At 65.1% G+C, this 19,689-nt stretch carries 26 protein-coding genes and 1 tRNA gene; 8 read left to right on the top strand and 19 right to left on the bottom strand.

Annotation, left to right across the window (positions count from 1 at the left end; genetic code table 11):
* Positions 1-59 precede the first annotated feature (59 nt).
* Together ABEI27_RS11305 and tatA are read right to left on the bottom strand one after the other, a co-directional pair.
* A tRNA-Arg gene (locus tag ABEI27_RS11305) sits at positions 60-133 on the bottom strand.
* A gap of 72 nt (positions 134-205) precedes the next feature.
* Positions 206-463, bottom strand: coding sequence for a twin-arginine translocase TatA/TatE family subunit (gene tatA, locus ABEI27_RS11300; RefSeq protein WP_375799508.1), 258 nt, complete (start codon positions 461-463; stop codon positions 206-208).
* Positions 464-575: 112 nt separating this feature from the next.
* Between tatA and ABEI27_RS11295 the strand changes: the two genes are divergently transcribed.
* Complete coding sequence (locus ABEI27_RS11295; RefSeq protein ID WP_375799507.1) at positions 576-1,055, top strand: redoxin domain-containing protein; 480 nt, start codon at positions 576-578, stop codon at positions 1,053-1,055.
* A gap of 54 nt (positions 1,056-1,109) precedes the next feature.
* Positions 1,110-1,928: an HD domain-containing protein gene (locus ABEI27_RS11290; RefSeq protein ID WP_375799506.1), complete on the top strand. Its 819-nt coding sequence runs from the start codon at positions 1,110-1,112 to the stop codon at positions 1,926-1,928.
* Positions 1,929-1,943: 15 nt separating this feature from the next.
* Here ABEI27_RS11290 and ABEI27_RS11285 read toward each other — a convergent pair whose 3' ends face one another.
* The 3 genes from ABEI27_RS11285 to ABEI27_RS11275 form a co-directional block, all read right to left on the bottom strand.
* The gene (locus ABEI27_RS11285; protein ID WP_375799505.1) at positions 1,944-2,855 is read right to left on the bottom strand and encodes a mechanosensitive ion channel family protein; all 912 of its coding nucleotides are present in this window, start codon (positions 2,853-2,855) and stop codon (positions 1,944-1,946) included.
* Positions 2,852-3,100, bottom strand: coding sequence for a YhbY family RNA-binding protein (locus ABEI27_RS11280; RefSeq protein WP_375799504.1), 249 nt, complete (start codon positions 3,098-3,100; stop codon positions 2,852-2,854). Before ABEI27_RS11280 ends, ABEI27_RS11285 begins: the two co-directional genes overlap by 4 nt.
* A 102-nt stretch (positions 3,101-3,202) precedes the next feature.
* A complete protein-coding gene (locus tag ABEI27_RS11275) occupies positions 3,203-3,484 on the bottom strand; it encodes a ribonuclease P protein component 4 (protein WP_375799503.1) in 282 nt (93 codons plus the stop codon).
* A gap of 209 nt (positions 3,485-3,693) precedes the next feature.
* Here ABEI27_RS11275 and ABEI27_RS11270 point away from each other — a divergent pair, with 209 nt between their 5' ends.
* Both ABEI27_RS11270 and ABEI27_RS11265 read left to right on the top strand, forming a co-directional pair.
* Positions 3,694-4,800, top strand: a complete 1,107-nt coding sequence (locus tag ABEI27_RS11270; protein ID WP_375799502.1) for a glycosyltransferase family 4 protein — start codon at positions 3,694-3,696, stop codon at positions 4,798-4,800.
* A gap of 224 nt (positions 4,801-5,024) precedes the next feature.
* Positions 5,025-6,146 carry a glycosyltransferase gene (locus tag ABEI27_RS11265; RefSeq protein WP_375799501.1) on the top strand — a complete coding sequence of 374 codons (1,122 nt, stop codon included), beginning with the start codon at positions 5,025-5,027 and terminating at the stop codon, positions 6,144-6,146.
* A gap of 5 nt (positions 6,147-6,151) precedes the next feature.
* On the opposite strand, the gene ABEI27_RS11260 is transcribed toward ABEI27_RS11265, so the two are convergent.
* The 7 genes from ABEI27_RS11260 to cyaB all read right to left on the bottom strand — a co-directional run bounded on the left by ABEI27_RS11260 (position 6,152) and on the right by cyaB (position 11,350).
* Positions 6,152-6,580, bottom strand: coding sequence for a hypothetical protein (locus ABEI27_RS11260; protein ID WP_375799500.1), 429 nt, complete (start codon positions 6,578-6,580; stop codon positions 6,152-6,154).
* Positions 6,581-6,677: 97 nt separating this feature from the next.
* On the bottom strand, positions 6,678-6,995 hold the full coding sequence (locus ABEI27_RS11255; protein ID WP_375799499.1) for a PRC-barrel domain-containing protein: 318 nt from the start codon (positions 6,993-6,995) through the stop codon (positions 6,678-6,680).
* Positions 6,996-7,118: 123 nt separating this feature from the next.
* A complete protein-coding gene (locus ABEI27_RS11250; RefSeq protein ID WP_375799498.1) occupies positions 7,119-7,577 on the bottom strand; it encodes a DUF5804 family protein in 459 nt (152 codons plus the stop codon).
* Positions 7,578-7,766: 189 nt separating this feature from the next.
* Positions 7,767-8,030, bottom strand: a complete 264-nt coding sequence (locus ABEI27_RS11245; RefSeq protein ID WP_375799497.1) for a hypothetical protein — start codon at positions 8,028-8,030, stop codon at positions 7,767-7,769.
* Positions 8,031-8,155: 125 nt separating this feature from the next.
* Positions 8,156-9,313 carry a tRNA sulfurtransferase gene (locus ABEI27_RS11240; protein WP_375799496.1) on the bottom strand — a complete coding sequence of 386 codons (1,158 nt, stop codon included), beginning with the start codon at positions 9,311-9,313 and terminating at the stop codon, positions 8,156-8,158.
* A 133-nt stretch (positions 9,314-9,446) separates the two neighbouring features.
* The gene (locus ABEI27_RS11235; RefSeq protein ID WP_375799495.1) at positions 9,447-10,652 is read right to left on the bottom strand and encodes a methionine adenosyltransferase; all 1,206 of its coding nucleotides are present in this window, start codon (positions 10,650-10,652) and stop codon (positions 9,447-9,449) included.
* 98 nt (positions 10,653-10,750) lie between these two features.
* Positions 10,751-11,350 carry a class IV adenylate cyclase gene (gene cyaB / locus ABEI27_RS11230; protein ID WP_375799494.1) on the bottom strand — a complete coding sequence of 200 codons (600 nt, stop codon included), beginning with the start codon at positions 11,348-11,350 and terminating at the stop codon, positions 10,751-10,753.
* A 134-nt stretch (positions 11,351-11,484) separates the two neighbouring features.
* Between cyaB and ABEI27_RS11225 the strand changes: the two genes are divergently transcribed.
* Both ABEI27_RS11225 and ABEI27_RS11220 read left to right on the top strand, forming a co-directional pair.
* Entirely contained in the window at positions 11,485-12,459 is a 975-nt protein-coding gene (locus ABEI27_RS11225; protein WP_375799493.1) for a peptidylprolyl isomerase, read from the top strand.
* Between the two features lie 51 nt (positions 12,460-12,510).
* Positions 12,511-12,798, top strand: a complete 288-nt coding sequence (locus ABEI27_RS11220; protein ID WP_375799492.1) for a hypothetical protein — start codon at positions 12,511-12,513, stop codon at positions 12,796-12,798.
* Positions 12,799-12,831: 33 nt separating this feature from the next.
* On the opposite strand, the gene ABEI27_RS11215 is transcribed toward ABEI27_RS11220, so the two are convergent.
* The 3 genes from ABEI27_RS11215 to ABEI27_RS11205 all read right to left on the bottom strand — a co-directional run bounded on the left by ABEI27_RS11215 (position 12,832) and on the right by ABEI27_RS11205 (position 14,596).
* On the bottom strand, positions 12,832-13,458 hold the full coding sequence (locus tag ABEI27_RS11215; RefSeq protein WP_375799491.1) for an RAD55 family ATPase: 627 nt from the start codon (positions 13,456-13,458) through the stop codon (positions 12,832-12,834).
* Positions 13,459-13,482: 24 nt separating this feature from the next.
* Entirely contained in the window at positions 13,483-14,088 is a 606-nt protein-coding gene (locus ABEI27_RS11210; protein WP_375799490.1) for a MinD/ParA family protein, read from the bottom strand.
* A 133-nt stretch (positions 14,089-14,221) separates the two neighbouring features.
* The gene (locus ABEI27_RS11205) at positions 14,222-14,596 is read right to left on the bottom strand and encodes a YlbF family regulator (protein WP_375799489.1); all 375 of its coding nucleotides are present in this window, start codon (positions 14,594-14,596) and stop codon (positions 14,222-14,224) included.
* A gap of 155 nt (positions 14,597-14,751) precedes the next feature.
* Between ABEI27_RS11205 and dph2 the strand changes: the two genes are divergently transcribed.
* Positions 14,752-15,786: a diphthamide biosynthesis enzyme Dph2 gene (dph2, locus tag ABEI27_RS11200; protein WP_375799488.1), complete on the top strand. Its 1,035-nt coding sequence runs from the start codon at positions 14,752-14,754 to the stop codon at positions 15,784-15,786.
* A 182-nt stretch (positions 15,787-15,968) separates the two neighbouring features.
* Entirely contained in the window at positions 15,969-16,775 is an 807-nt protein-coding gene (locus ABEI27_RS11195; protein ID WP_375799487.1) for a glycosyltransferase, read from the top strand.
* 176 nt (positions 16,776-16,951) lie between these two features.
* Here ABEI27_RS11195 and ABEI27_RS11190 read toward each other — a convergent pair whose 3' ends face one another.
* The 4 genes from ABEI27_RS11190 to ABEI27_RS11175 all read right to left on the bottom strand — a co-directional run bounded on the left by ABEI27_RS11190 (position 16,952) and on the right by ABEI27_RS11175 (position 19,590).
* Positions 16,952-17,443: a TIGR00725 family protein gene (locus tag ABEI27_RS11190; RefSeq protein WP_375799486.1), complete on the bottom strand. Its 492-nt coding sequence runs from the start codon at positions 17,441-17,443 to the stop codon at positions 16,952-16,954.
* Positions 17,444-17,504: 61 nt separating this feature from the next.
* Positions 17,505-17,891, bottom strand: coding sequence for a hypothetical protein (locus tag ABEI27_RS11185; protein WP_375799485.1), 387 nt, complete (start codon positions 17,889-17,891; stop codon positions 17,505-17,507).
* Between the two features lie 116 nt (positions 17,892-18,007).
* Entirely contained in the window at positions 18,008-18,733 is a 726-nt protein-coding gene (locus ABEI27_RS11180) for a YkgJ family cysteine cluster protein (protein ID WP_375799484.1), read from the bottom strand.
* Positions 18,734-18,786: 53 nt separating this feature from the next.
* The gene (locus ABEI27_RS11175; protein ID WP_375799483.1) at positions 18,787-19,590 is read right to left on the bottom strand and encodes an MBL fold metallo-hydrolase; all 804 of its coding nucleotides are present in this window, start codon (positions 19,588-19,590) and stop codon (positions 18,787-18,789) included.
* Positions 19,591-19,689 lie beyond the last annotated feature (99 nt).

Raw genomic sequence — 19,689 nt, 5'->3', positions numbered from 1 at the left:
CGGACGTGAGGGGACTCCCGCGATGTCGATTTCACGCCTCGCTTTCGCTCGGCGGAAAGCGGACGTGGCGGGATTCGAACCCGCGATCTAGGGGTTAGGAACCCCTCGCCCTGATCCACTAGGCCACACGTCCGATAGTCAAGTGTACAACAGCGGTTGCTTAAACAGGGGTGGTTTCGCAGAAAAGACCGGGTGGGGCCGTGACTCAGTTCGTCTCGGTGGACGTTTCGGTCGAGGTGGAGGTGGACGCATCGGATTCCTCTTCCTCGTCGTCGTCCATCTGGCTCAGTTCCTCTTCGATCTCCTCGCGACCGCGCCTGAACTCTCCCATCGCTTGCCCCGTGGAACGGGCGAGTTTCGGGATCTTGTTCGCCCCGAACAGCAGTACCAGTATGAGCAAGACAACGAGCACTTCCGGGCCACCCGGCAGTCCCGGGAACAGAGGGATTACACTTGGCGTCATCACTGCCTGAACGTAACCCAGTGGTAATTATAGGCTTTTTGCTCGTCTATCACTTGCAATACCGCCCAGACTGGACAGCAACATTCAACAGAACGGGCGGCACAGCAGGGGTATGGTTTCAATCGGCGACGAGGCCCCCGACTTCACCGCACCGCTTGCAGACGGCGACGTAGGGTCTTTTACGCTCTCCGAACATCTCGACGACGCGCCGATCGTGCTCGCGTTCTTTCCGGCGGCGTTCACTGGCACCTGTACAGCGGAAATGTGCACCTTCCGCGACCGGATGGTCAACTTCGAGGACGTCGGCGCAACAATCTACGGAATCAGCATCGACACGCCGTTCACGCTCAACGAATTCCGCGAGCAGAACGACCTGAACTTCGACCTCGTCAGCGACACCAACCGCGAGATCGTCGACGCCTACGACATCTCGATGGACTTCACAGCGCTCGGCGTCCGCAACGTCGCAAAGCGCGCGGTCTTCGTCGTGGACGCATCCGGGACAGTTACCTACACCTGGGTGAGCGACGATCCTGGCGTCGAGCCCGACTACGACGAGGTCGCCGAGGCGGTTGAAGCAGCGGACACGTAAGACGGGTCCAGTGGTACCCGCAGGTACTTTGGGATCGATTGGGTATTTCGGCGTATGGCAGAGCCCACCGCGACCCGCGGGTACGAATACGATCCTGACGTGGAGCACAACTTCCCCGACGAGCGGCTGAATACGATCCTCCCCGAGATCCTCTCTGACCCCGAGATCGAGACCTACCTCGAAGCGCAGAACGTCAACGCCGTCACGAGAAAGGGGTACAACGATCACGGGCCCAAGCACATCGAGATCGTTCGAAACCGCGCGCTGAATCTCTACGATCTGCTGAAAGGCGGCGACGTCGCGTTCAACGGCGCGGCCGATCAGGGACTCGATGAGGCCGACGAGGCAGTGATCGTCGCGCTGGCGGCGACGCTGCACGACATCGGCCACGTGGTCCATCGCGACGAACACGCCTACTATTCGATCCCACTGGCCGCCGACATCCTCGATCGACTGCTCGCAGAGTTCACGTTTTATGACACCCGGGAGGCGGTCCGGGTGAAGGCCGAGGTCCTCCACGCGATCCTCTGTCACCACACCCCGGAGGATCCGCTGACGACCGAAGCGGGCGTGATCCGCGTCGCCGACGCGCTGGATATGGAGCGAGGCCGCTCGCGCATCCCGTACGAGAAGGGCGGACGGGGGATCAACACGCTGTCCAGCCAGGCCATCGAGAACGTGAGCCTCCAACCGGGCGACGCGCGGCCGGTGTTGGTCGAGATCGAGATGATCAACGCCGCCGGCGTCTATCAGGTCGATAATCTCCTCAAGGCGAAACTCAAGAACTCGGGTCTCGAGGAGTACGTCCGCATCGTTGCGATCAACACGAAGGCCGACGCCGGCGATCAGTTGGTCGAGCGGATCGAACTATAAGACCGACTCCCGGCGTCAGTCGTCGGCGGGCGCGACCTCTTCGAGGCCCGCAACGGTGAGATCGCCGCCGAGCGTCCGGTTGGGGTAGGGAATATCGATCCCCTCCTCGTCGAAGCGCTCTTTCACTGTCTGGACGTAGTCCGCGCGGGTCTTCACGAAGTCCGCTCGGCTCGGATCGTCGATCCAGATGCGCGATTTGAGCGTCACCGAGGAGTCCCCGAGTTCAGTGAGTCGCACCGTCGGCGCGGGGTCGTCGAGAATTCCCTCGTGGCTGTCCGCCTCCTCGACGATGATCTCCGTGGCCTGCTCGATGTCGTCGTCGTAGCCGATGCCGAACGGGACCTGCAGGCGGAGTTTCTCCTTGGCGACGGGGTTCTTGATGACGCCGTCGGTCAGCGCGGAGTTAGGCACAGTGAGCAGTTCGTTATCGAAGGTCCGGACCCGCGAGACACGGAAACTGATGTCCTCGACAATGCCGGAGTTGCCGTCCCACTCGATCCAGTCGCCGATCTTGAACGGCTTGTCGGTGTAGATGAAGATCCCCGACACGAAGTTCTTGAGCACGTCCTGCAGCGCGAACCCGATGGCCAGCGTGGCGGCGGCCGCGACCGTCGCCAGCGACTGCAGAAGGTCGCCGTAGCCCGCCGCACCGAAGGCGATGGTGATAGCGACGAACCCGAGAACGACGGCGCTGAGTCGCCGAAGCGGCTTCCGCGCGTGCGGTTCGAGCCCCCGCGAGTCCATCACCCGCTCGACCAGCGGGAGCAGTACGGCCCGGCCGACGTAGAACAGGACGACGAAGACCAAGAGGAACGCAATCGCCTGTCCAGCGAGTCCCGCGATGCTGTCTGGAAGGCCCAGATCGGCCAGAAATCGGGCGATCGATCCGCTCAGGCCGACCCCAGTCTGCAGCGCGACCGCGCTCATCGGTGCAGTACCCCCGTGTTCCCACGCGTCTCGACGACGGCAGCGCCTGTCCGATCGGCTAACTCCGCGGCCAACTCCTCGACGGTCGTCCCACCCCGGGCCGCCCGGAGAAACTTCACCTTGATCAGATCCCGATCCGCCAGTTGGTCCGACGCTTCCTCGACGACCGGGTCGAGTCCCCCCTTGCCGACCCAGACGGTGATGTCGAGGTCGTGAGCCCGACTCCGCAGTTCCTGTTCGTCCATATGGGTCCACAACGAGGGCACCCCGTTTGAAACTTGAGGGTTTCAGAGTCAGTAAAGAAAGTACGAGCTGGCGCCTCTGGCGGCGCCGCGGGTGCCGATCGTCTAGTCTTCATACCGATAGCGCTTGGTTGCGCCACAGGACAGGCACCGGACGCTCACGTGGCCCGACTGGAGGCGAACTCGCGCGGTCGCGCCCGGCCGGAGATACGCGTCGCACTCGTCACAGGTGAACCGCCGGAAGCGTCGGGGAACGCCGGTTCGGTGTCGCTCTGCGATCCGCCGGGCGAGACGAACGTACTCGCGGGCGCGGTCAGTGTCGCCGTCGGCCATCGCCTCCCGCGCGAGATTGTGCAGGCGGTCGATACGCTCGGCCGGAATGCCCATACTGAAAGGCCGACGGCGGGGCGAAAAAGCGTTCCGAGTCGGTCGGACTTCCTGGAGAGCCCCCGGCAGGCCTCGAGTATCTCCCGACGCTCCAGGGTGCCACACAGATAACTGATCTCCTGCACGTGGAGCACGGCGAAACCGAGTTTACAGACGCTCCGCGGCCGAGCAGACAGTATAAATGACCCCGCGGTAAACTGGCAGGAGACGTGGCACTCCGCGCGCTCAACTACCTCGAAATCGAGTCCAGACTCGACCGCAGCGGGATCGGAACGGCCGCCGACCAGCAGCGCGCCGCGCTCGAACGGACGGACGTCGAAGTGGTGACCTCGCCGTGGTGCGGCGGCGATCCGCTCTCGGGGCTCCGGTCGGTCGCTGCCGGTCGGGGGCTCTTCCGCGAGTACGACGTCGCACATTGCAACCTGGTGGGGCCGGGATCGCTCGCCGTCGCCCGCCACGCGACGCGGAACGATATCCCACTCGTGTTGCACACGCACGTCACGCGCGAGGACTTCGCCGAATCCTTCCGGGGGTCGACGACGGTTGCGCCCGCGCTCGGCCGATATCTCAAGTGGTTCTACTCGCAGGCAGACCTCGTCCTCTGCCCCTCCGAGTATACGAAGCGTGTACTCGAGTCGTACCCCGTCGACGCCCCGATTCAGCCGATAACCAACGGCGTCGACGTCGGGGCCCTGGAGGGGTTCGAGGACTTTCGCGCGGAGTATCGCGAGCGCTACGACCTCAAGAGCACGGTCGTCTTCCTCGTCGGCAACGTCTTCGAGCGGAAGGGGCTGACGACGTTCTGCGAGGTGGCGGACGAAACCCCCTACGACTTCGCGTGGTTCGGCCCGTACGACACCGGCCCGCACGCCTCGAGTGCGGTCCGTCGGTGGACGTCGAACCCGCCCGAGAACGTCACCTTCACCGGCTGGATCGACGATATACGGGGCGCGTACGGCGCTGGTGACATCTACCTCTTCCCGACCAAGAACGAGAATCAGGGGATCGCCGTCCTGGAAGCGATGGCCTGCGAGAAGGCGGTCGTGCTCCGCGACATCCCGGTGTTCGAGGAGTTCTACACCGACGGCCACGACTGCCTCAAGTGTGAGACGACAGCCGAATTTGTCGCGGCGGTCGAACGCCTCGCCGAGGACAACGACCTCAGGCAGCGATTGGGTGAGAACGCTCATAAGACGGCGATGGAACACAGCCTCGACCGTGTCGGTGACCGACTGGCTGGAATCTACCGGGACGTCCGCCGGGCGAAGCGAGCGGATCGTCCGATCGAGGTCAGCGAGAGCGACGGGAGCCAGTAACACCGGCGCGACGGCGACGGCGTCGGGTAGCCCCGTCCCGACGGCGACGGGAGCGATTACCACCGGCACGACGGCGATGCGTATCTTGCTGATAGCGACTGCGACACCGAATTCGGTGCTCTTCAGAAGCGACGGGGGGAGTCTCAATAGGAGGCGTCTGCTCGTCCGCGGCTCGCCGTGGCGGATTCGCAACTGATTAAGCCCACGTCTGTGAATCGTCGCCGATGGCTCCCCCCTCGGTCGCCGCATTCACCGATACCTACCTGCCGACGGTCAACGGCGTCTCCTACACGATCCAGACGTGGCGCGACCGCTGGCGGGACCGCGGCGGACGGATGTCGATCGTCTATCCCGGGAGCGACGAGTACGACCCCACCTCCGAGGAGTACCCCGTCGGGAGCCTCCCGTTCCCGATGTACGAGGGGTTCCGACTCGGGACGCCGAAGATCCCGAGCGCCGTCAACGACGTCGACGTCGTGCACGCGCACACGCCATTCGCGGTCGGCCTCGGCGGGGTACGCCTCGCGCGCCGGGAGGACATCCCGCTTATCACGTCCTACCACACGCCGACTGCGGAGTACGCCGACTACCTCACGTCGCGACCCCGGGTAGAGCGGGGTATCGAACGCGTCGCCGAGCGGTACGAGCGGTGGTTCCTCTCCCGATCGGACGCGGTCGTCTTCCCCAGCGAGGACGCGAGAGACCGCGCCGTCTCCGAGACCGACATCGATGCCCCGACAGTGGTGCTCTCGAACGGAGTCGACGTGGAGTTCTTTGCGCCGACTGATGTCGAGGCGTTCCACAATCGATACGACCTCCCGACCGGGCCGCTGCTCGGGTACACCGGCCGGCACGGCTACGAGAAGAACCTCTCGGAGTTCCTCAGGGCGGCGGAGGGACTCGATGCGACGATCGTTCTCGGCGGTGACGGCCCGGCCCGCGCGGAACTGGAGGCGCTGGCGGCTGACCTAGACCTCGATGCCCACTTTCTGGGGTTTCTCCCGCGCGAGGAGTTGCCCGCGTTCTATACTGCGCTCGATGCGTTCGTCTTTCCGAGCCCCGTCGAGACGCAGGGGTTGGTCGCGCTGGAAGCCAACGCTTGCGGAACGCCCGTGGTCGCCATCGATGCGGGTGCACTCGCAAACACGGTCGAGGACGGCGTTACCGGCTATCACTACACCCCTGGCGACGTTTCGGACTGCCGGGCCACCATCGAGCAAGTGCTCGACGAGTCGGCGTCGCTCGCGGCGTCGTGTCTAGCGCGTCGCGAGCAGTTGAGCGTCGAGCACGCCGTCGACCGGCTTGCGTCGCTCTACGAACGAGTCGTCGGCAAAAAACGCGCCTGACGGGCTCAGTCGTCGAGGTCTTCGACGGCCTGCGCGATGCGCTGGAGTTGTCGAGTCGCGTCGCGGACCTCGTCGCGGAGTTGTCGAACCTCGCGAACGAGTTCTTCGTTACCCGCTGCGTCACTCTCCTCGCCGCGGCCACCGGGGCCGCCGCCACCCATTCCGGGCGGACCGCCGCCCATTCCGCCGGGACCGCCGCCGCCGCCCATCATCCCACTCATCATTTGTGCGAAGGGGTTGCCGCCGCCGCCGCCACCGCCGGGGCCGCCACCGCCCATCATCTCGTCGGGGTCGGGGCGCTCGCCCTCCTCACGCTCCTCGGCGCGCCGCTCGCGGATCTCCTCGACGCGCTCGCGGAAGGACTTCTCTTCGCCCTCGTCGTCCGGGGTGTCCTCGGCCTCGTTCTCGGCGTGATCGTCTGGTTCGTCCGACATACGACTCGATACAGCCTCACCCCGCAAATGACTGTTGATCGCTCACGGGAGTCGGGGACAGAACGAGTCCGAAAGCGACAGCTCGCACCGAACTGTATCAGGCGACCGCAGAGTCTTCCTTGTCGTCGCCGTTCGGCTGCGTCATCTGTTCGATGACGTCGTGGAGGGTGACGTCGTTGATGAGAATGACGTCGCCGACGGCACGGACCCAGCGATACGGGAGGATGACGCCCTTTTGCCCGCTCACGAGGTCGGCGAACAGTTCCTCGTTGAGTTGTCTGAGTGCCAGTCCGGTCACGGCCTGTCGGTCCTCGAGATCGAGGCGGACGTCTGCGACCTCACCAACGAAGACGCCTTCGTTCGAGTACACCTCGCGGCCGACGAGTGTCGTGATCTTCTCGGGTGTCTCGTCCATACGCCTGTGGTCGTGAGCGTTCGTCTTAATAGTTCGCAGAGAGACACCCGGAGCGGGCCGACGACGCGGAAACGCGGCAGACGGACGTCGGACGGACTGTCGGGCCGATACGGGGCTGCGGACTCACGCGCGGTCGAATTCGTCGGCGGCGACCCGGACGACGACGGTTTCTTCGACCGGGCGGAGGTCGTAGGCCGGGACGGTCCCGTCCGGCCGTCGGGTGACGTACATCGGCTCCACCAGCGAGCCCTCGGTGAGGCCGTATATGGCGAGTCGCTCGCCCGTCTCGGTTGGTCGGACCCCGCCGTCGCGGATCGCCGTCGCGAGCGAGCGGCTCAGCCACTCGTCGGTCGAGACGCTCGGTTCCCGAACGAGCGCGAGATCCGCAAATCGGACGAGATACCAGTTCAGATCGTTGCACAGCGAGACGGCCGCGCCGAGGCTCACGGTATCGACTGCCAGCGAGTTCGCGAACGGCTGGTGGCGTTCGTACGTCGAGAGCGCCTCCCGGGCGGTCTCTCGCGAGATGAGTTCGTACTGGATGTCGACGTCCTCAGCGCCGATGAGACAGACCCGCGTCATCGTCGTGAGAACCAACTCACGCCTGGCGGCCGCTCGGAAGGCAGTTCGGAAACAGTTCGTGAACGCGCGTAGATCATCGGTCTGCAGTCCCGAGTCGGTGGGAGGGGTTACCTATAGGTTCCGAAGGCGGTCATAAATCCGTTGCGGTGCGAACGTCGAGCGAAATAAAACGCGAGGGACTCCAACGCGTCAGTCGTCGCCGCCGAGCCAGGCCGTCGCGCACGCCTCGTCGCAGAAAGAAAGCAGTCGACGTTCGCGGGTGATTTTCGTGGCACTCCCGGGAGCTAGGGGGCGGTCAAGTTCGATCTGGTAGTGCGGCCCGTGCAGATCGACCGTCTCGCCACACGCCGGGCACGGTTCCGTCGTGGTGTCCCAGTCGCTTCGCTCGACGACCTGCCGAACCGTCCACTCGGGATCCGGGGCCGACCGGGTGGGTCGTGACGCTTGTGACATTAACAAACTGTACGGTCCCTGGATACGTAAACCCATTTTTGACCGATTATTCATACCGGACCGGTATGTGATCAATTTCCACACGTATATTCACACGTAGCCGCACAGTCGGGTAGGGCGGACGTTCACAGGGATCGGGTCGAAGCGCTGTCCCCAGCCTCGCGAGCCATATCGAGGAGGTCCGGCGGTTCGGTGGCGACGACTACCCCGAGGCTCGCGTTTGTCTCCGGATGGGTGGGCGCGACCCGGTCACAGCCTGCTGGGAGCGTCGCGTTCGTGTACGTCCCGAGGTCGCGCGCCTCAGCGACGATCTGCGGCTTGTCGGTCGTGAGCAGCGGCCGGTGAACGGGGAGCGAGATCGCGGCGTCGGTGACTGCGAGGTTCGCCCCGGTCTGACTCGACTTCTGCCCGAGCGCTTCGCCGGTGGCCACGCTGTGAGCACCGTCGCGTTCGGCGACTCCTTCGGCGGCAGCCAGCATCGCCCGTCGAAGCGAGAGCATTCGAGTCTCGTCGATGGTCTCGACGACCCGCTCGACGAACGGTTCGCCGTCGACAACGCGGGGGCGGAGGTCCGCCCGCGGAGCGCGCTCGGCGACCGTCCGGATCACCTCGAAGGCCCTGGCGCGGTGATCCGCACCACCGTAACGTCCGAGGTCGACGTAGACGGGGATCGCCTCACAGCCGCGGCGAAGCAGCCGCCAGAGGGCCACCGGGGAGTCGAGGCCGCCGCTGATGAGGACGGCGACACGGCCCTGCGAACCGACCGGGAGGCCGCCCGGACCGTCGAACCGCTCGGCGGCGACGAACGCTTCTCCCCCCCGGACTTCGATTCGGTAGGTGCAGTCCGGATTGTCGAGGTCTACGCGAGCGCCAGTCTGCTCGCCGATGGCGCGGCCGACCCCCTCTTTGATGTCGCGGTTCGAGAAGTCGTGAGCGTCGTCGGGGCCGATCCGATCGCTATCGACCGCGTACGTCGGGTCCTCGTGATCTGTAGCGAGTTGGCGGGCGACCTCGCAGATCGTATCGAGTTCCGGCGCGACCGCGGCGGCGGGGCGGGCGAAGGACACGCCCGGAATGGTCGCTGCGACGCGGGCAGCAGCGGTGGGAGCGGTGGTGCGGACAACAATCCGTGACCAGAGGCGCTCGACATCGCCGTCGACGCCGGCCGAATCGAGCGCGGTCTCGACGTCGCGGGCGACCCGCTCGGCCATCTTCGCGCGGACAGCGCTGCTCTTCGCGCCGAAGTCGCCGTGGCCGATGAGCACCGCATCGATGGCGTTCACGGTCGGCGTTCGTCGCGGGTGCGTATCAGCGTCTCGGTGGCAGGGGGCGTCAAGACGGGGTCGGACGGATGCGGGCAGGGAGAACGCGAGCGGGATCAGCGCGAGGTCCGATCGCAGTCGGGGAACCTCGCGGTCAGAACGTCGTGAGTTCGCCGTCGATGACCCGCCGGGTGATGTCGGTGACGTTCGCCAGGCGGTCGTCGAAGATGGCGCGGATCTCCGGTTCGAGCGTCGTGAGGTCGGCGTCGGGATCGGTGACGACCTTCGCGTCCGCGACGTGCGGTTGGTCGATGGGCCGGCCGATCTGCGAGAGTAGCCGGACCTGAAGGTCGCGAATGCCATCGACCTCCTCGACGACGCTCTCGGCGATGTCGGTCGAGAGGAGGTTGTAGATCTTCCCGATGTGGTTGACGGGGTTCTTTCCGGAGGTCGCCTCCATACTCATCGGTCGGTTCGGCGTGATGAGGCCGTTGGCGCGGTTGCCCCGGCCGACGGACCCGTCGTCGCCCATCTCGGCGCTGGTCCCCGTGACGGTGAGATAGACCGAGCCCTCCTCGTAGTCGTCGGCGGTGTTGACATCGACTGCGACGTCGCGGGCGGTGAGGTCGCGGGCGACCGAAGCGGCGTGCTCGCGGACGCTCTCGACCGCGTCGTCGTACGCCTCGAGGTCGGCGATGTAGGCGTCGACCATCGCGGCGGCCACGGTGATGTCGATGTGGTCGCCCTCGCGCTTGCCCATCACCTTCACGTCGGGACCCAGTTCGGGGTGCGTGTCGGCGTAGGAGCCGTTGAGCTCCTGCTCGACGGAGAGAACGATCTCTTCGGTCTCGGTGAGCGGAGCGTGCCCGACGCCGAAGGAGGTGTCGTTCGACATCGGGACCTCTGCGCCGTCCTCGCTGAAAACGTCCTGCAGATCGCCCGAGCCCTCGCCGAGCCGCACGTCGACGATGGCGTCTGTGCCGACTTCGAGTTCCGGGATATGCTCGTTGAGGTAGTCCCGCGCGGCCCCGATAGCCGTCGCGTCGACGGGGAGCCGCCGGCCGTTGTACTCTTTCGTTGCGCGGCCGACGATCAGGAGATAGATCGGTTCGATGATCTCGCCGCCACCGTACTGGGGTGCAGACTCGCCTGCCACCAACTGCGTCTCGTCGGTGTTGTAGTGCAGGACTCGGCCGACGCGGTCCAGATACAAATTCGAGAGCGCCCGCGAGACGCTCTCCGCGATACCGTCGCTGATTGAGTCGGGGTGTCCGATCCCCTTTCGCTCCACGATCTCGATCGCTTGGTCCTCAACTGCCGCGCGCTCGGCCGCTTCGATAGAGATATTCCGCTCGCTCATTGCCGCCCGCTTCGACCCGGGCGGATCTATAACTTGCGGAAAACTTCGAAGTCGAGAATATTACTTGTAGATATTACAGATCCGCGGTGTGATGCCGGTTACACCTCCTGATCCAGCAGCATACTGAGGTAGGAGGTCCGAATCTGCTCGTCCGGATCGAGGCCGAGACGGTCGAGCACGTCGAACGCACCCTCGCGGACGGCATCGATGTCGTCTTCGGAGTCCGCTTCGGCTTCGACCTCAACGAACTCGCCGAGGCTCTCGACGCGATCGAGCGTGACTGTGTACCTATCGAGTTCGAAGAACGTGCGATGCTTTTCCACGACGGCTGCGGGCTCAAAGCCGAGGTCCTCGAAGATCGATCGCGTCGTGTCGGCGTCGTCGACACCGGTCTCGTGCTCCTCGCGCGTTTTCGAGTTGGCGTCGACGAGCGGTCCCTTGTAGGTGAGTTTCGTCGTCGGTTCCGTCTCGGTCTCATCGGATGCACCGCTGTCGGCAGAGTCGTCCGCGTCGGACGACTCTTGCTGCTCCTCCTGACGGATCCGGAGCGCTTCGTCGGTCTCAGCGAAGTCGCGGTGGGGCGCGTCGTAGTAAGTATCGACCTGCGACACACTGGTCAAGCGCGTCGCGCCTGCCGCTTCGATTGCCGGGCGAACGGTCTCGTGTGACGCGCGCAGTTTGAGTTCGACCTCGAACATATCGGGTCGGTGACGCGGAGTCGTCAAAAACTGCTCGCTTGTGGCCGAGAGCCGTGAACGCGGCGTTCGACAGGGTGATTCGGCCGTGGGGGCGAAACGTGATTCTTAAGGGTCGCACGGGAGATGATCAGCGTATGAGTGACGAACAGCAGGCGAACGCCGATGAATCGCAGGCAGACGCCGACGAAGACGTCCCCGAGGACGCCATCCAGGATGGCGACTTCGTTCGTCTCGCCTACACGCTCCGCACCGTCGACGACGACACGGTCGTCGACACGACAGATGAAGAAACCGCCGAGGAGGCCGACATCGACACCGAGGAGTACGACTTCGAGCCTCGCGTGATCACCGTCGGCGCCGGACACGTCTTCGAGAGCGTCGACGAGGAACTCGTCGGCGCGGAGGTCGGTGACACCGGCACCGTCGACATCGCGGCCGCCGAAGCCTTCGGCGAGTACGAGGACGAAGAGGTCCGCACGGTCAGCGCCAACAAAATCGACGAGGACGACCGCTACCCCGGCGCGCAGGTCCAGATCGACGGCGAGCAGGGTCAGGTCATCACGATGGTCGGCGGCCGCGCCCGCGTCGATTTCAATCACCCGCTCGCGGGTGAGGACCTCGAATACGAGTACGAGATCCTCGACCTCGTCGACGACCGCGAGGAACAGGCCGCCAGTATGCTGCAGATGTATCTTCAGGAGGCCCCCGAGATCTGGATCGAGACCGACACCGTCGAAGAGGAGCAGGTCGTCGAATCCGACGAGGACGAAGCCGACGACAAAGACGAACCATCCGAACCCGAGACCGAGACGGTTGAGGTCGAGAAGGAGACGCTGTACATCGAGGCGACGCAGCAGATGACGATGAACCAGCAGTGGATGTTCTCGAAGCAGCAGATCGCCCAGGACGTGATCGACAGACTGGATCTCGATCGGGTCATCGTTCAGGAGACCATCGACGGGATGGGCGGGATGATGGGCGGCCTCGGCGGAATGATGGGCGGTGCTGGCGGCGCCGGTGCAGCCCCCGAAGACATCGAAGACGCAATCGAAGACGTCGACGTCGACGCTGACGAACTCGCCGCAGAACTCGACGACGTCGAGGAGTAACGCACCCGAGTCCGTTCTTCGAGTTGCGACCGGCGCGCCCCGCCTCGCACAATGTCCGAAGAGAGTCCTGACCTGTCAGACGACGCGCTCGCCGGGACGGACGACCTGCGGGTCGCGGTCGTCGCCGCGGCCTGTACCGTCGCGTTGACGCTCGGACTCCGGTACGGCCTGGGTCGAAACCCGCCGTTCGTCTGGCGATTAGTGCCGCTTGCGCCCTACTTTCTATCGCTGTTCACGAAGCAACTCCCGCTCGGCGCGCTCGACACGCCGCGAAACTGGTCGGCGTTGACCGTCTTCGTTACGCTCATTTCGTTCGGCTATCTGGGGTTCGTCGTCTGAGCGGCGTCAGTACCGGCGTATCCGGGGCAGCGTTCACGCGATGTCCCGACTCGTGTCGACCGTGACGCGGTCGGCGAGTTGGAGTTTGATCGTGTCCGTGGGCGGACTACCGCCGCGGAACTTCGGAACCGCGAGGCGGTTTTCGATCTCCGAGCCGTCGATGTTGGTCTGGAGATGGAAAACCACGTCGGCCATATGCTCTGTCAAGCCGCGGTTCCGCGGATCCGACTCGCGCTTCATTCCGTGGAGGACCGCCAATCCGCCGGTGTTGACCATATGCGTCTGGAGTTCGTTGAGGAACTGCCGGTAGCGCGCGGGCTCGGGTGCTTCGAGCGCGTCGACGACGTCGATCACCAGATTCGCCCCCTCGGGGAGGTCCCGGATGAATCGATTTGCGGTGTCCAGCGGCGCGTTACCGCCGACGTCTCGGATCGTGGGATCGCCGACACGGCCGGGCGTCCGATCGAGTGCGTCGCGGATGGCTTGATCCGAGCGGATAGTGGTGAGATACAGCGTCGCGCGGACCGCGGTCAGTTCGTAGAGAAACAGCTCCGACTGGCTGGCGGGGTCCGCCGCGAGGAACACGATACTCCCCGGCGGGATCCCGCCGTCGAGTTCGCGGTCGAGGACGCTGACGCCGGTCGAGAGCCGGTTTGCCACAAACTGAGTTACTCATCGAGTGTCTTAGGCTTTCTGTCGATTTTCGAGCGTCCGCGCCAGTTTGTCATACGCGCGTTCGACGGCGGGATCGGCGAGCGGCTCGGTCGACGGCGGGACCGTCGCGAGGACCGGACAGCCGAGCAGGTCGTCGACGCCCGGGGGAGTGAGGCGGGCCCGCGTGAGAACCGCACCCGTCACGGGCGTACCCACCGCTCGCGCCATCGCTGCTGTTTTCGCGGCGTCACGCAACGCGGCGATACAGGGCGTCGCGACGAGGAGGACCGCGTCGGCGACGCGGAGCGGGACCGTTGCATCCGGACCCGCCCCCGCCGGGCAATCGACGAGGACGATTCCATCGTATCCGGCGAGTCGTCGGAGCCGACAGCCGACGCCGTCGGGCGGGGCGCGGACCGCGGGTGCGACGTAGGTTTCCCCGGAATCGGCCAGCGGGTCGGGATGGCCGGGGTCGTCGCCGGGCGACGGATCACGCGGGACACCCGCCAACGCGTGGAGATTCGGGAGGTCGGCGTCGGCATCGACTGCGAGCGCCCGGTCGTCGATGGCCCGGGCCAGGCCGAGCGTCGTCGTCGTCTTTCCGCTGCCGCCCTTACCGCCGGCGATCGCGAGCATACCGGCTGTGGCTGCGGCTTCCTATATGAATCTGAGTGCGCAGAGGAGTAATCGGAAAACCGTGCTGGATACGGACCGGTTAGTATCTCGGATCGGGGTGTCGCCCGGTCGTGATCTCGGATCGGACTCCCGCTCAGTCGTGACAGCAGCCGCCGGCCTCGCCGCCGAAGTCGATCTCCAGCGGTTCGGAGATAGCCTCGTTGATGGCTTCGAGTCGGTCAGTGAGTTCCTCCTGTGCATCGAGGTACGCCGCCATCTTCGGCATCGAGTGGAGTTCCTCCTGGGCTGCCTGGACGTTCTGAAGCGCCTCTTCGGACGCGGAACCCATCTGTCGCGCCTGCATATACTGATCGCGGAGCTGTCTGAACTCCGAAATCTGTTCTTGGACGCCGTCGTCGGCCTCGACCGCTGCTTTGGCCTCCTCGAACGCCTCGTACTCGGGTGTCGAGGCAATCGCGTCACCGAGTTCGTGACCGAGTTCTTCGAGTGGGTCCGTCTGGATGCTCATAGTTGCTGTACTGAACGCTGTGCGTTTCAACTTACCGGACGGTAGGGAAAGTGGCCGTGAGCGGCCGATATTCCGATCGAACGCGTCTCTCACGGTCGTTTTCTGGTGTCTCGGAACCGCCGGGGTTATGGGCGTCGGCGGGTTATGCCGTTGCAATGAGCCAAGACGCGTCCACGGACGGCGACCTCCGGAACACCGGAATGTCGCTGAAGCACGATCGAGAGTGGGACTACGAACTGGACCGAATCGTCGAAGCGGTCGAAGAACGGGACGCTACCCGGGTCGGTCTGCAATTCCCCGAGGGACTGAAGCGTCGGGGCCCGGCCGTCGCCGACGACCTCCGCGAACTGTGCGACGACGACGTGACGTTCTTGCTCTCGGGACAGCCCTGCTATGGGGCCTGTGACCTCGATACGTACCTGATGCGGCGAACGGACGTGTTCGTCCACTTCGGCCACTCACCGATGAAGGAGTCCGAGAAGATCATCTACGTCCCCCTGTTCTCGAACGTCGATCCTTTCCCGATTATGGAGGACGCCGTCGAGGAGTTACCCGAGGAGGACGTCGGACTGGTCACGACCGCCCAGCATATGAACCGCTTCGACGAGATGGTCGAGTGGCTCGAAGAGCGCGATTACGACGTCCACACCCGTCGCGGCGACGACCGACTGACACACGAGGGGCAAGTCCTCGGCTGTAACTACGCCTCCGCCGACATCGACGCCGATCAAGTACTCTACGTCGGCGGCGGAAAGTTCCACCCGCTGGGGCTGGCGATGGAGCATCCCGAAAAGAAGGTGCTCATCGCCGACCCGGTCAACAACGTCGTGACCGTCGCCGACACGGAGAAGTTCCTGAAGCAGCGCTACGGGGCGGTCCACCGCGCGATGGACGCGAAAAAGTGGGGCGTCATCTTCTGTACGAAGATCGGCCAAGGGCGGATGAAGATCGCCGAGGAGATCATCGAGGACAACGACGACGCTTACCTCATCACGATGGACGAGGTGACCCCCGATCGCCTGCGGAACTTCGATATGGACGCATTCGTGAACACGGGTTGTCCGCGTATCACGACCGACGACGGCCCACAGTTCCACAAGCCGATGCTGACGCCCGGTGAGTACCGGATCGCCGTCGGCGACAAACCGCTCGACTCGCTCTCGTTCGACACGTTCCACGGGACCTGGTAGTTCGACGCAGCGGCGATTCGGTCGTCGATAAAAGCGGACCCGAAAGTCGTTTTTTATCCTCGCTGACTGAAGCCGTCAGTATAGATTCTACGCCACCGACCAGCGTACACCTCCCAACGCGCGAGTGGACGCCGGTCTGTGAGCAACTTCGCGATCAACTCAACGACGAGGACGAACGACCCGTGATCTGCGGTACCGAGACCGATCCGATCGCGCGTCGGGACGGCGACCTCCCCGAGAGTGCGCAAGTGGTCGCCGCCGGCGATCCGGTGGGCTGTTCGGGGAAAGCCAACGCCATCGCCGCCGGAGTAGAAGCGCTCCAGCACGATCGACTCGTCGAGATGGACGACGACTTTCATTACCCCGCAGACTGGCTCGCACAGTTACACGCCGACGACGACCGCCACGGCCCGGTCTCGGAACTGCCCTACTTCGTCGGACAGGATCCGCTCTCGAGGCCTCTGGACCCGATCTACGCGTCAGGCGGAACGCTCGGCATCTACGCGAACGACAAATCGTGGGCGGGAGCGGTCATCTTCGACCGATCGGACATCGACTGTGATGCGTTTGTTCGTGAACTCCGTCAGACGGCGAGCGACGATGGACTTCTCTCGGAGTCCCTCGACGTCAAGCCGCTGCGGCGGACGCGTACGGTTCCCGTCAGTGGGACGATCCGGGAAACCCTCGAACGCCACCTCCGGTTCATAAGGATCGTCTATCGACACGAACCGTTTGAGGCACTGACCGGTATCGTCGTGACCGCAGGGTTCGCCGCCGTCGGACTGGCGTTTCCGCTCGTGGCGTTCGTCGGAGTGGCGTGTATGCACGCCGCGATCAACGAGTTCCTCGGCGTTCGGCGCTGGACCGCCGTGTTTGGGTTTCCGGCAGTGCTGGCTACGCTGCCGCTCTTCGGCTACGGACTCGTGCGGCAGACCTTCGTCTGCGGGGTCGTCGCTACCGCTGGCGCTCGCTGTTCGACGTGGAAGTGATGGACCGACGGGCCGAGCGGGTCACATAGTGGCGTTTACAACTGATTACACAGCCGATCACACGCAGTCGTGCGATCGAGTGAGCGAAGACTTGCAAACGCTACGGTGGTTCGTGAAACGTGGCTACGGCGGGGACGGTGTAGCCGGGAGAAGTGCGGCGACACCGGCGCGGGTGGTTACGACTCGTCGGCCCCGTCGCTCTCGCCCGTGGGGTCGTCCCGGCATACGTCTGCGGCCGATTCGACGTACGTGACCGCTGCTTCCGCCGATTCGACGGCCTCGACGTGAGCGGCGTCGTGTGTTCCCAACCCGGCCGTGGGTCGGTCGTATACTGCCGCGTAGCCCAGTTCCGAGAGCGTGCCGCCACTGCCGTCAACCGCGACGACGGCGTCGCCGTTCATCACCACGAGCGCGTTGCGAGCGTGTCCCAGTCCGGTCGCGATCACCTCGTCGACGTACTCGTTTGCGTCCGCCCGGCGGTCAGTAGGGAGAATCCCGATAGAGCGGCCGCCAACGTCTGCCGCGCCCCGGCAGACCGCTTCCATCACGCCGCCGAGGCCGCCGCAAACGATCGTGTGACCGCGCTGGGCCAGCAGTCGACCCAAATCTGCTGCCGTCGTCGCTTCGTGCTCGCTGCTTGTACTGCCGCCGATAACGCTGACTCGCATACCGGCTCTCGTCGGTCGCGTGGGAAGTCCTTTCGCCTCCGCGTCCGGGCACTCCGACGACCTACGAGCGGACCGTGACAGAATCGACCGCGCCGACTTCCGGATACGAGGTCACCGGATCGTCGGGTCCACAGCCGTCGCGGGGCTGTGCGCGCAGCGGCTCGATTGAATCTGTACCCACGACGGGGCTCCGTGTCTCCAGGACGTAGGCGGTGTGAGCATCGTCGTCCAGCGGGACCAGACGGAGAGTACGCCGATCGACGATGCCCTCGATGTCGACGTCCTTCTCCCGCGCATCGACCGTCTCCTCGCTGACGGCCGCCACGCGCGTGACGATCGGGGACTCGAAGGTCACGCCACGGACAGTCGTGCCGTCCGTCACCAGCGTGATCCGCACCTCGTCGCCCTCTGACGCCGCCGCCAGCGTCCCGATGAGATCAGCAGTCATATGCCGGGCTATGTGCGGGTGGGACAAGAAGACACGGGAGACGGCTGTGGGGGCGCGAATTCCGGTCGAAGACGGCGGACAGAAGCGATGTTGTGGACGGAGGCGATGCCGTCGGATTACGCGTCGTCCGACACCGGCGTGCCGTCGGGACGCTTCGGCCCCTCGGAGTCGTAGACGACCACGCCGTCTGCGTCGGCCGGCGCGTAGTTGTCCCGGACACCGATCGCCTCCTCGAGTTCCCGGATCGCTCGCGTTCTGAGCGCCGCGGCCAGTTCCTCGGCGTCCGCGCGAGAGATGTCGCGGCCGAGACCCTCACACTCGTGAGCGCGGACCATCCCCGCCTCATCGATCGCCTCGCCCATCGGCTGGCTGGTCCCACCGAGCGCGACGCTGAACGGGTACGTTTCACAGATGAGGGGGCGGTCCTCGTGGACCTGACAGGCTCCTTTCGCGGTGCCGTCTGCGCGCTCGCCGACCTCCTCGTAGAAGACGCAGTCGCCGCAAGCGTCCGTCTGGAGCGCCCACTCGAACGTCTCGCCCTTGGGGCCGTCGTCGCCGTCGACGAGGCCGTACGGCATCGGCCGGGCCACGTCGCGCCAGTCGTAGTCCGACGCGGCATCGGCCGTCTCACCCGCCCCAGACTGTAGTTCGCGGACTTCGTCGGGGAAGACGGTCGCGGTGTGTGGCTCCGTGCCTCCGCCGTCCTCGCGTTCGTGGCCCTTACAGCACGCGCCGCAGCGGGTACACTCGAAACCGATCGACTCGATGGCGTCAGCGAGTGACGACACCGACAGGTCGCGGGCGCGCTCAAGTTCGGTCTCAAGCGACGGTGCGTCGGTCACGCGTCGAAGTCAGAGCGGCGCGGACTAAGTCCTCTCGGTCGCAGAAACTGTGGTCACAGGAGTTCGACCGTTTTCGCCTCGCGGTCGAAGCGCACGCGACGCGCAGCGTCGAGTTTCTCTAGGTGGGCAACGATTGTCGCCCGTGCGAACCCACGGATGCCGGAGAGGTCCCGATCGTAGACGGCGTCGACGACGGCGTCAACGTCGTGAGCGCCGGCCTCGATGGCGGCGAGCGCCTTCCGTTCGCGGTCGAGCCGCCGGCGGAGCAGTCGCTCGCAGGTTGCGCGGGGATTCTCGATAGTTGGGCCGTGTCCCGGGAACAGCGCGGGTGGGTCCCGCGCGTGGAGTCGCCGAAGCGCGACGAGATACGCCCGGACGTCGCCCTCAGGCGCCGCGACGGCGACGCTTCCCTCCTCGATGGCGACGTCACCGCAGAGCGTTCCGGCCGCAGTCTCGAAGGCGACGTGGTCAGGCGCGTGCCCGGGAGTGTCGATGACACCGACACCGTCGCCGACGGGCAGTTCGGAGCCCTCGACGAACGTTCGGTCAGGCTCGATCCCGGTCTGGTCGGTGAAGCGACCCTCGCGACCGCAACGACACCAGACGGTCGCGCCCGTCGCTTCGGCGTAGGCTTCGACTGCGCCGACGTGGTCGGGATGCGCGTGGGTGACGGCGATATGTTCGACAGATACGTCGGCGACAGCATCGTCAAGCGCCTCGGTTCGCCGCTGTGGATCGACGAGCAACGCGGGGTCGTCGCCGACGAGGTAGGCGTTGACCGATCCCGTCGGGACCGGGGCATCGACGGAGACGGCCACACGCCGGACCGGGAGTGCGCCGTCGAGATTAGTTGTCACGGTAAATACACCTCTGAACAACAGAGCAACAGTTGCTCTCGGCAGGCGGAATCACTGGTAAAGCAGTCACGGGATTCATCGGGGAGACGAGTCCGTACT

It is taken from the genome of Halobellus sp. (assembly GCF_042218505.1).
Taxonomy (GTDB): Archaea; Halobacteriota; Halobacteria; order Halobacteriales; family Haloferacaceae; genus Haloquadratum.
The sequence above is the reverse complement of the archived record's forward strand: the minus strand, read 5'-3'. Positions and strand labels throughout refer to the sequence as shown.

Excerpts from the sequence above, each read along its gene's own strand:
- tatA (WP_375799508.1), bottom strand. The coding sequence starts at position 463 with ATGACGCCAAGTGTAATCCCTCTGTTCCCGGGACTGCCGGGTGGCCCG.
- ABEI27_RS11295 (WP_375799507.1), top strand. The coding sequence starts at position 576 with ATGGTTTCAATCGGCGACGAGGCCCCCGACTTCACCGCACCGCTTGCA.
- ABEI27_RS11290 (WP_375799506.1), top strand. The coding sequence starts at position 1,110 with ATGGCAGAGCCCACCGCGACCCGCGGGTACGAATACGATCCTGACGTG.
- ABEI27_RS11285 (WP_375799505.1), bottom strand. The coding sequence starts at position 2,855 with ATGAGCGCGGTCGCGCTGCAGACTGGGGTCGGCCTGAGCGGATCGATC.
- ABEI27_RS11280 (WP_375799504.1), bottom strand. The coding sequence starts at position 3,100 with ATGGACGAACAGGAACTGCGGAGTCGGGCTCACGACCTCGACATCACC.
- ABEI27_RS11275 (WP_375799503.1), bottom strand. The coding sequence starts at position 3,484 with ATGGGCATTCCGGCCGAGCGTATCGACCGCCTGCACAATCTCGCGCGG.
- ABEI27_RS11265 (WP_375799501.1), top strand. The coding sequence starts at position 5,025 with ATGGCTCCCCCCTCGGTCGCCGCATTCACCGATACCTACCTGCCGACG.
- ABEI27_RS11260 (WP_375799500.1), bottom strand. The coding sequence starts at position 6,580 with ATGTCGGACGAACCAGACGATCACGCCGAGAACGAGGCCGAGGACACC.
- ABEI27_RS11255 (WP_375799499.1), bottom strand. The coding sequence starts at position 6,995 with ATGGACGAGACACCCGAGAAGATCACGACACTCGTCGGCCGCGAGGTG.
- ABEI27_RS11250 (WP_375799498.1), bottom strand. The coding sequence starts at position 7,577 with ATGACGCGGGTCTGTCTCATCGGCGCTGAGGACGTCGACATCCAGTAC.
- ABEI27_RS11245 (WP_375799497.1), bottom strand. The coding sequence starts at position 8,030 with ATGTCACAAGCGTCACGACCCACCCGGTCGGCCCCGGATCCCGAGTGG.
- ABEI27_RS11235 (WP_375799495.1), bottom strand. The coding sequence starts at position 10,652 with ATGAGCGAGCGGAATATCTCTATCGAAGCGGCCGAGCGCGCGGCAGTT.
- cyaB (WP_375799494.1), bottom strand. The coding sequence starts at position 11,350 with ATGTTCGAGGTCGAACTCAAACTGCGCGCGTCACACGAGACCGTTCGC.
- ABEI27_RS11225 (WP_375799493.1), top strand. The coding sequence starts at position 11,485 with ATGAGTGACGAACAGCAGGCGAACGCCGATGAATCGCAGGCAGACGCC.
- ABEI27_RS11220 (WP_375799492.1), top strand. The coding sequence starts at position 12,511 with ATGTCCGAAGAGAGTCCTGACCTGTCAGACGACGCGCTCGCCGGGACG.
- ABEI27_RS11210 (WP_375799490.1), bottom strand. The coding sequence starts at position 14,088 with ATGCTCGCGATCGCCGGCGGTAAGGGCGGCAGCGGAAAGACGACGACG.
- ABEI27_RS11205 (WP_375799489.1), bottom strand. The coding sequence starts at position 14,596 with ATGAGCATCCAGACGGACCCACTCGAAGAACTCGGTCACGAACTCGGT.
- dph2 (WP_375799488.1), top strand. The coding sequence starts at position 14,752 with ATGAGCCAAGACGCGTCCACGGACGGCGACCTCCGGAACACCGGAATG.
- ABEI27_RS11190 (WP_375799486.1), bottom strand. The coding sequence starts at position 17,443 with ATGCGAGTCAGCGTTATCGGCGGCAGTACAAGCAGCGAGCACGAAGCG.
- ABEI27_RS11185 (WP_375799485.1), bottom strand. The coding sequence starts at position 17,891 with ATGACTGCTGATCTCATCGGGACGCTGGCGGCGGCGTCAGAGGGCGAC.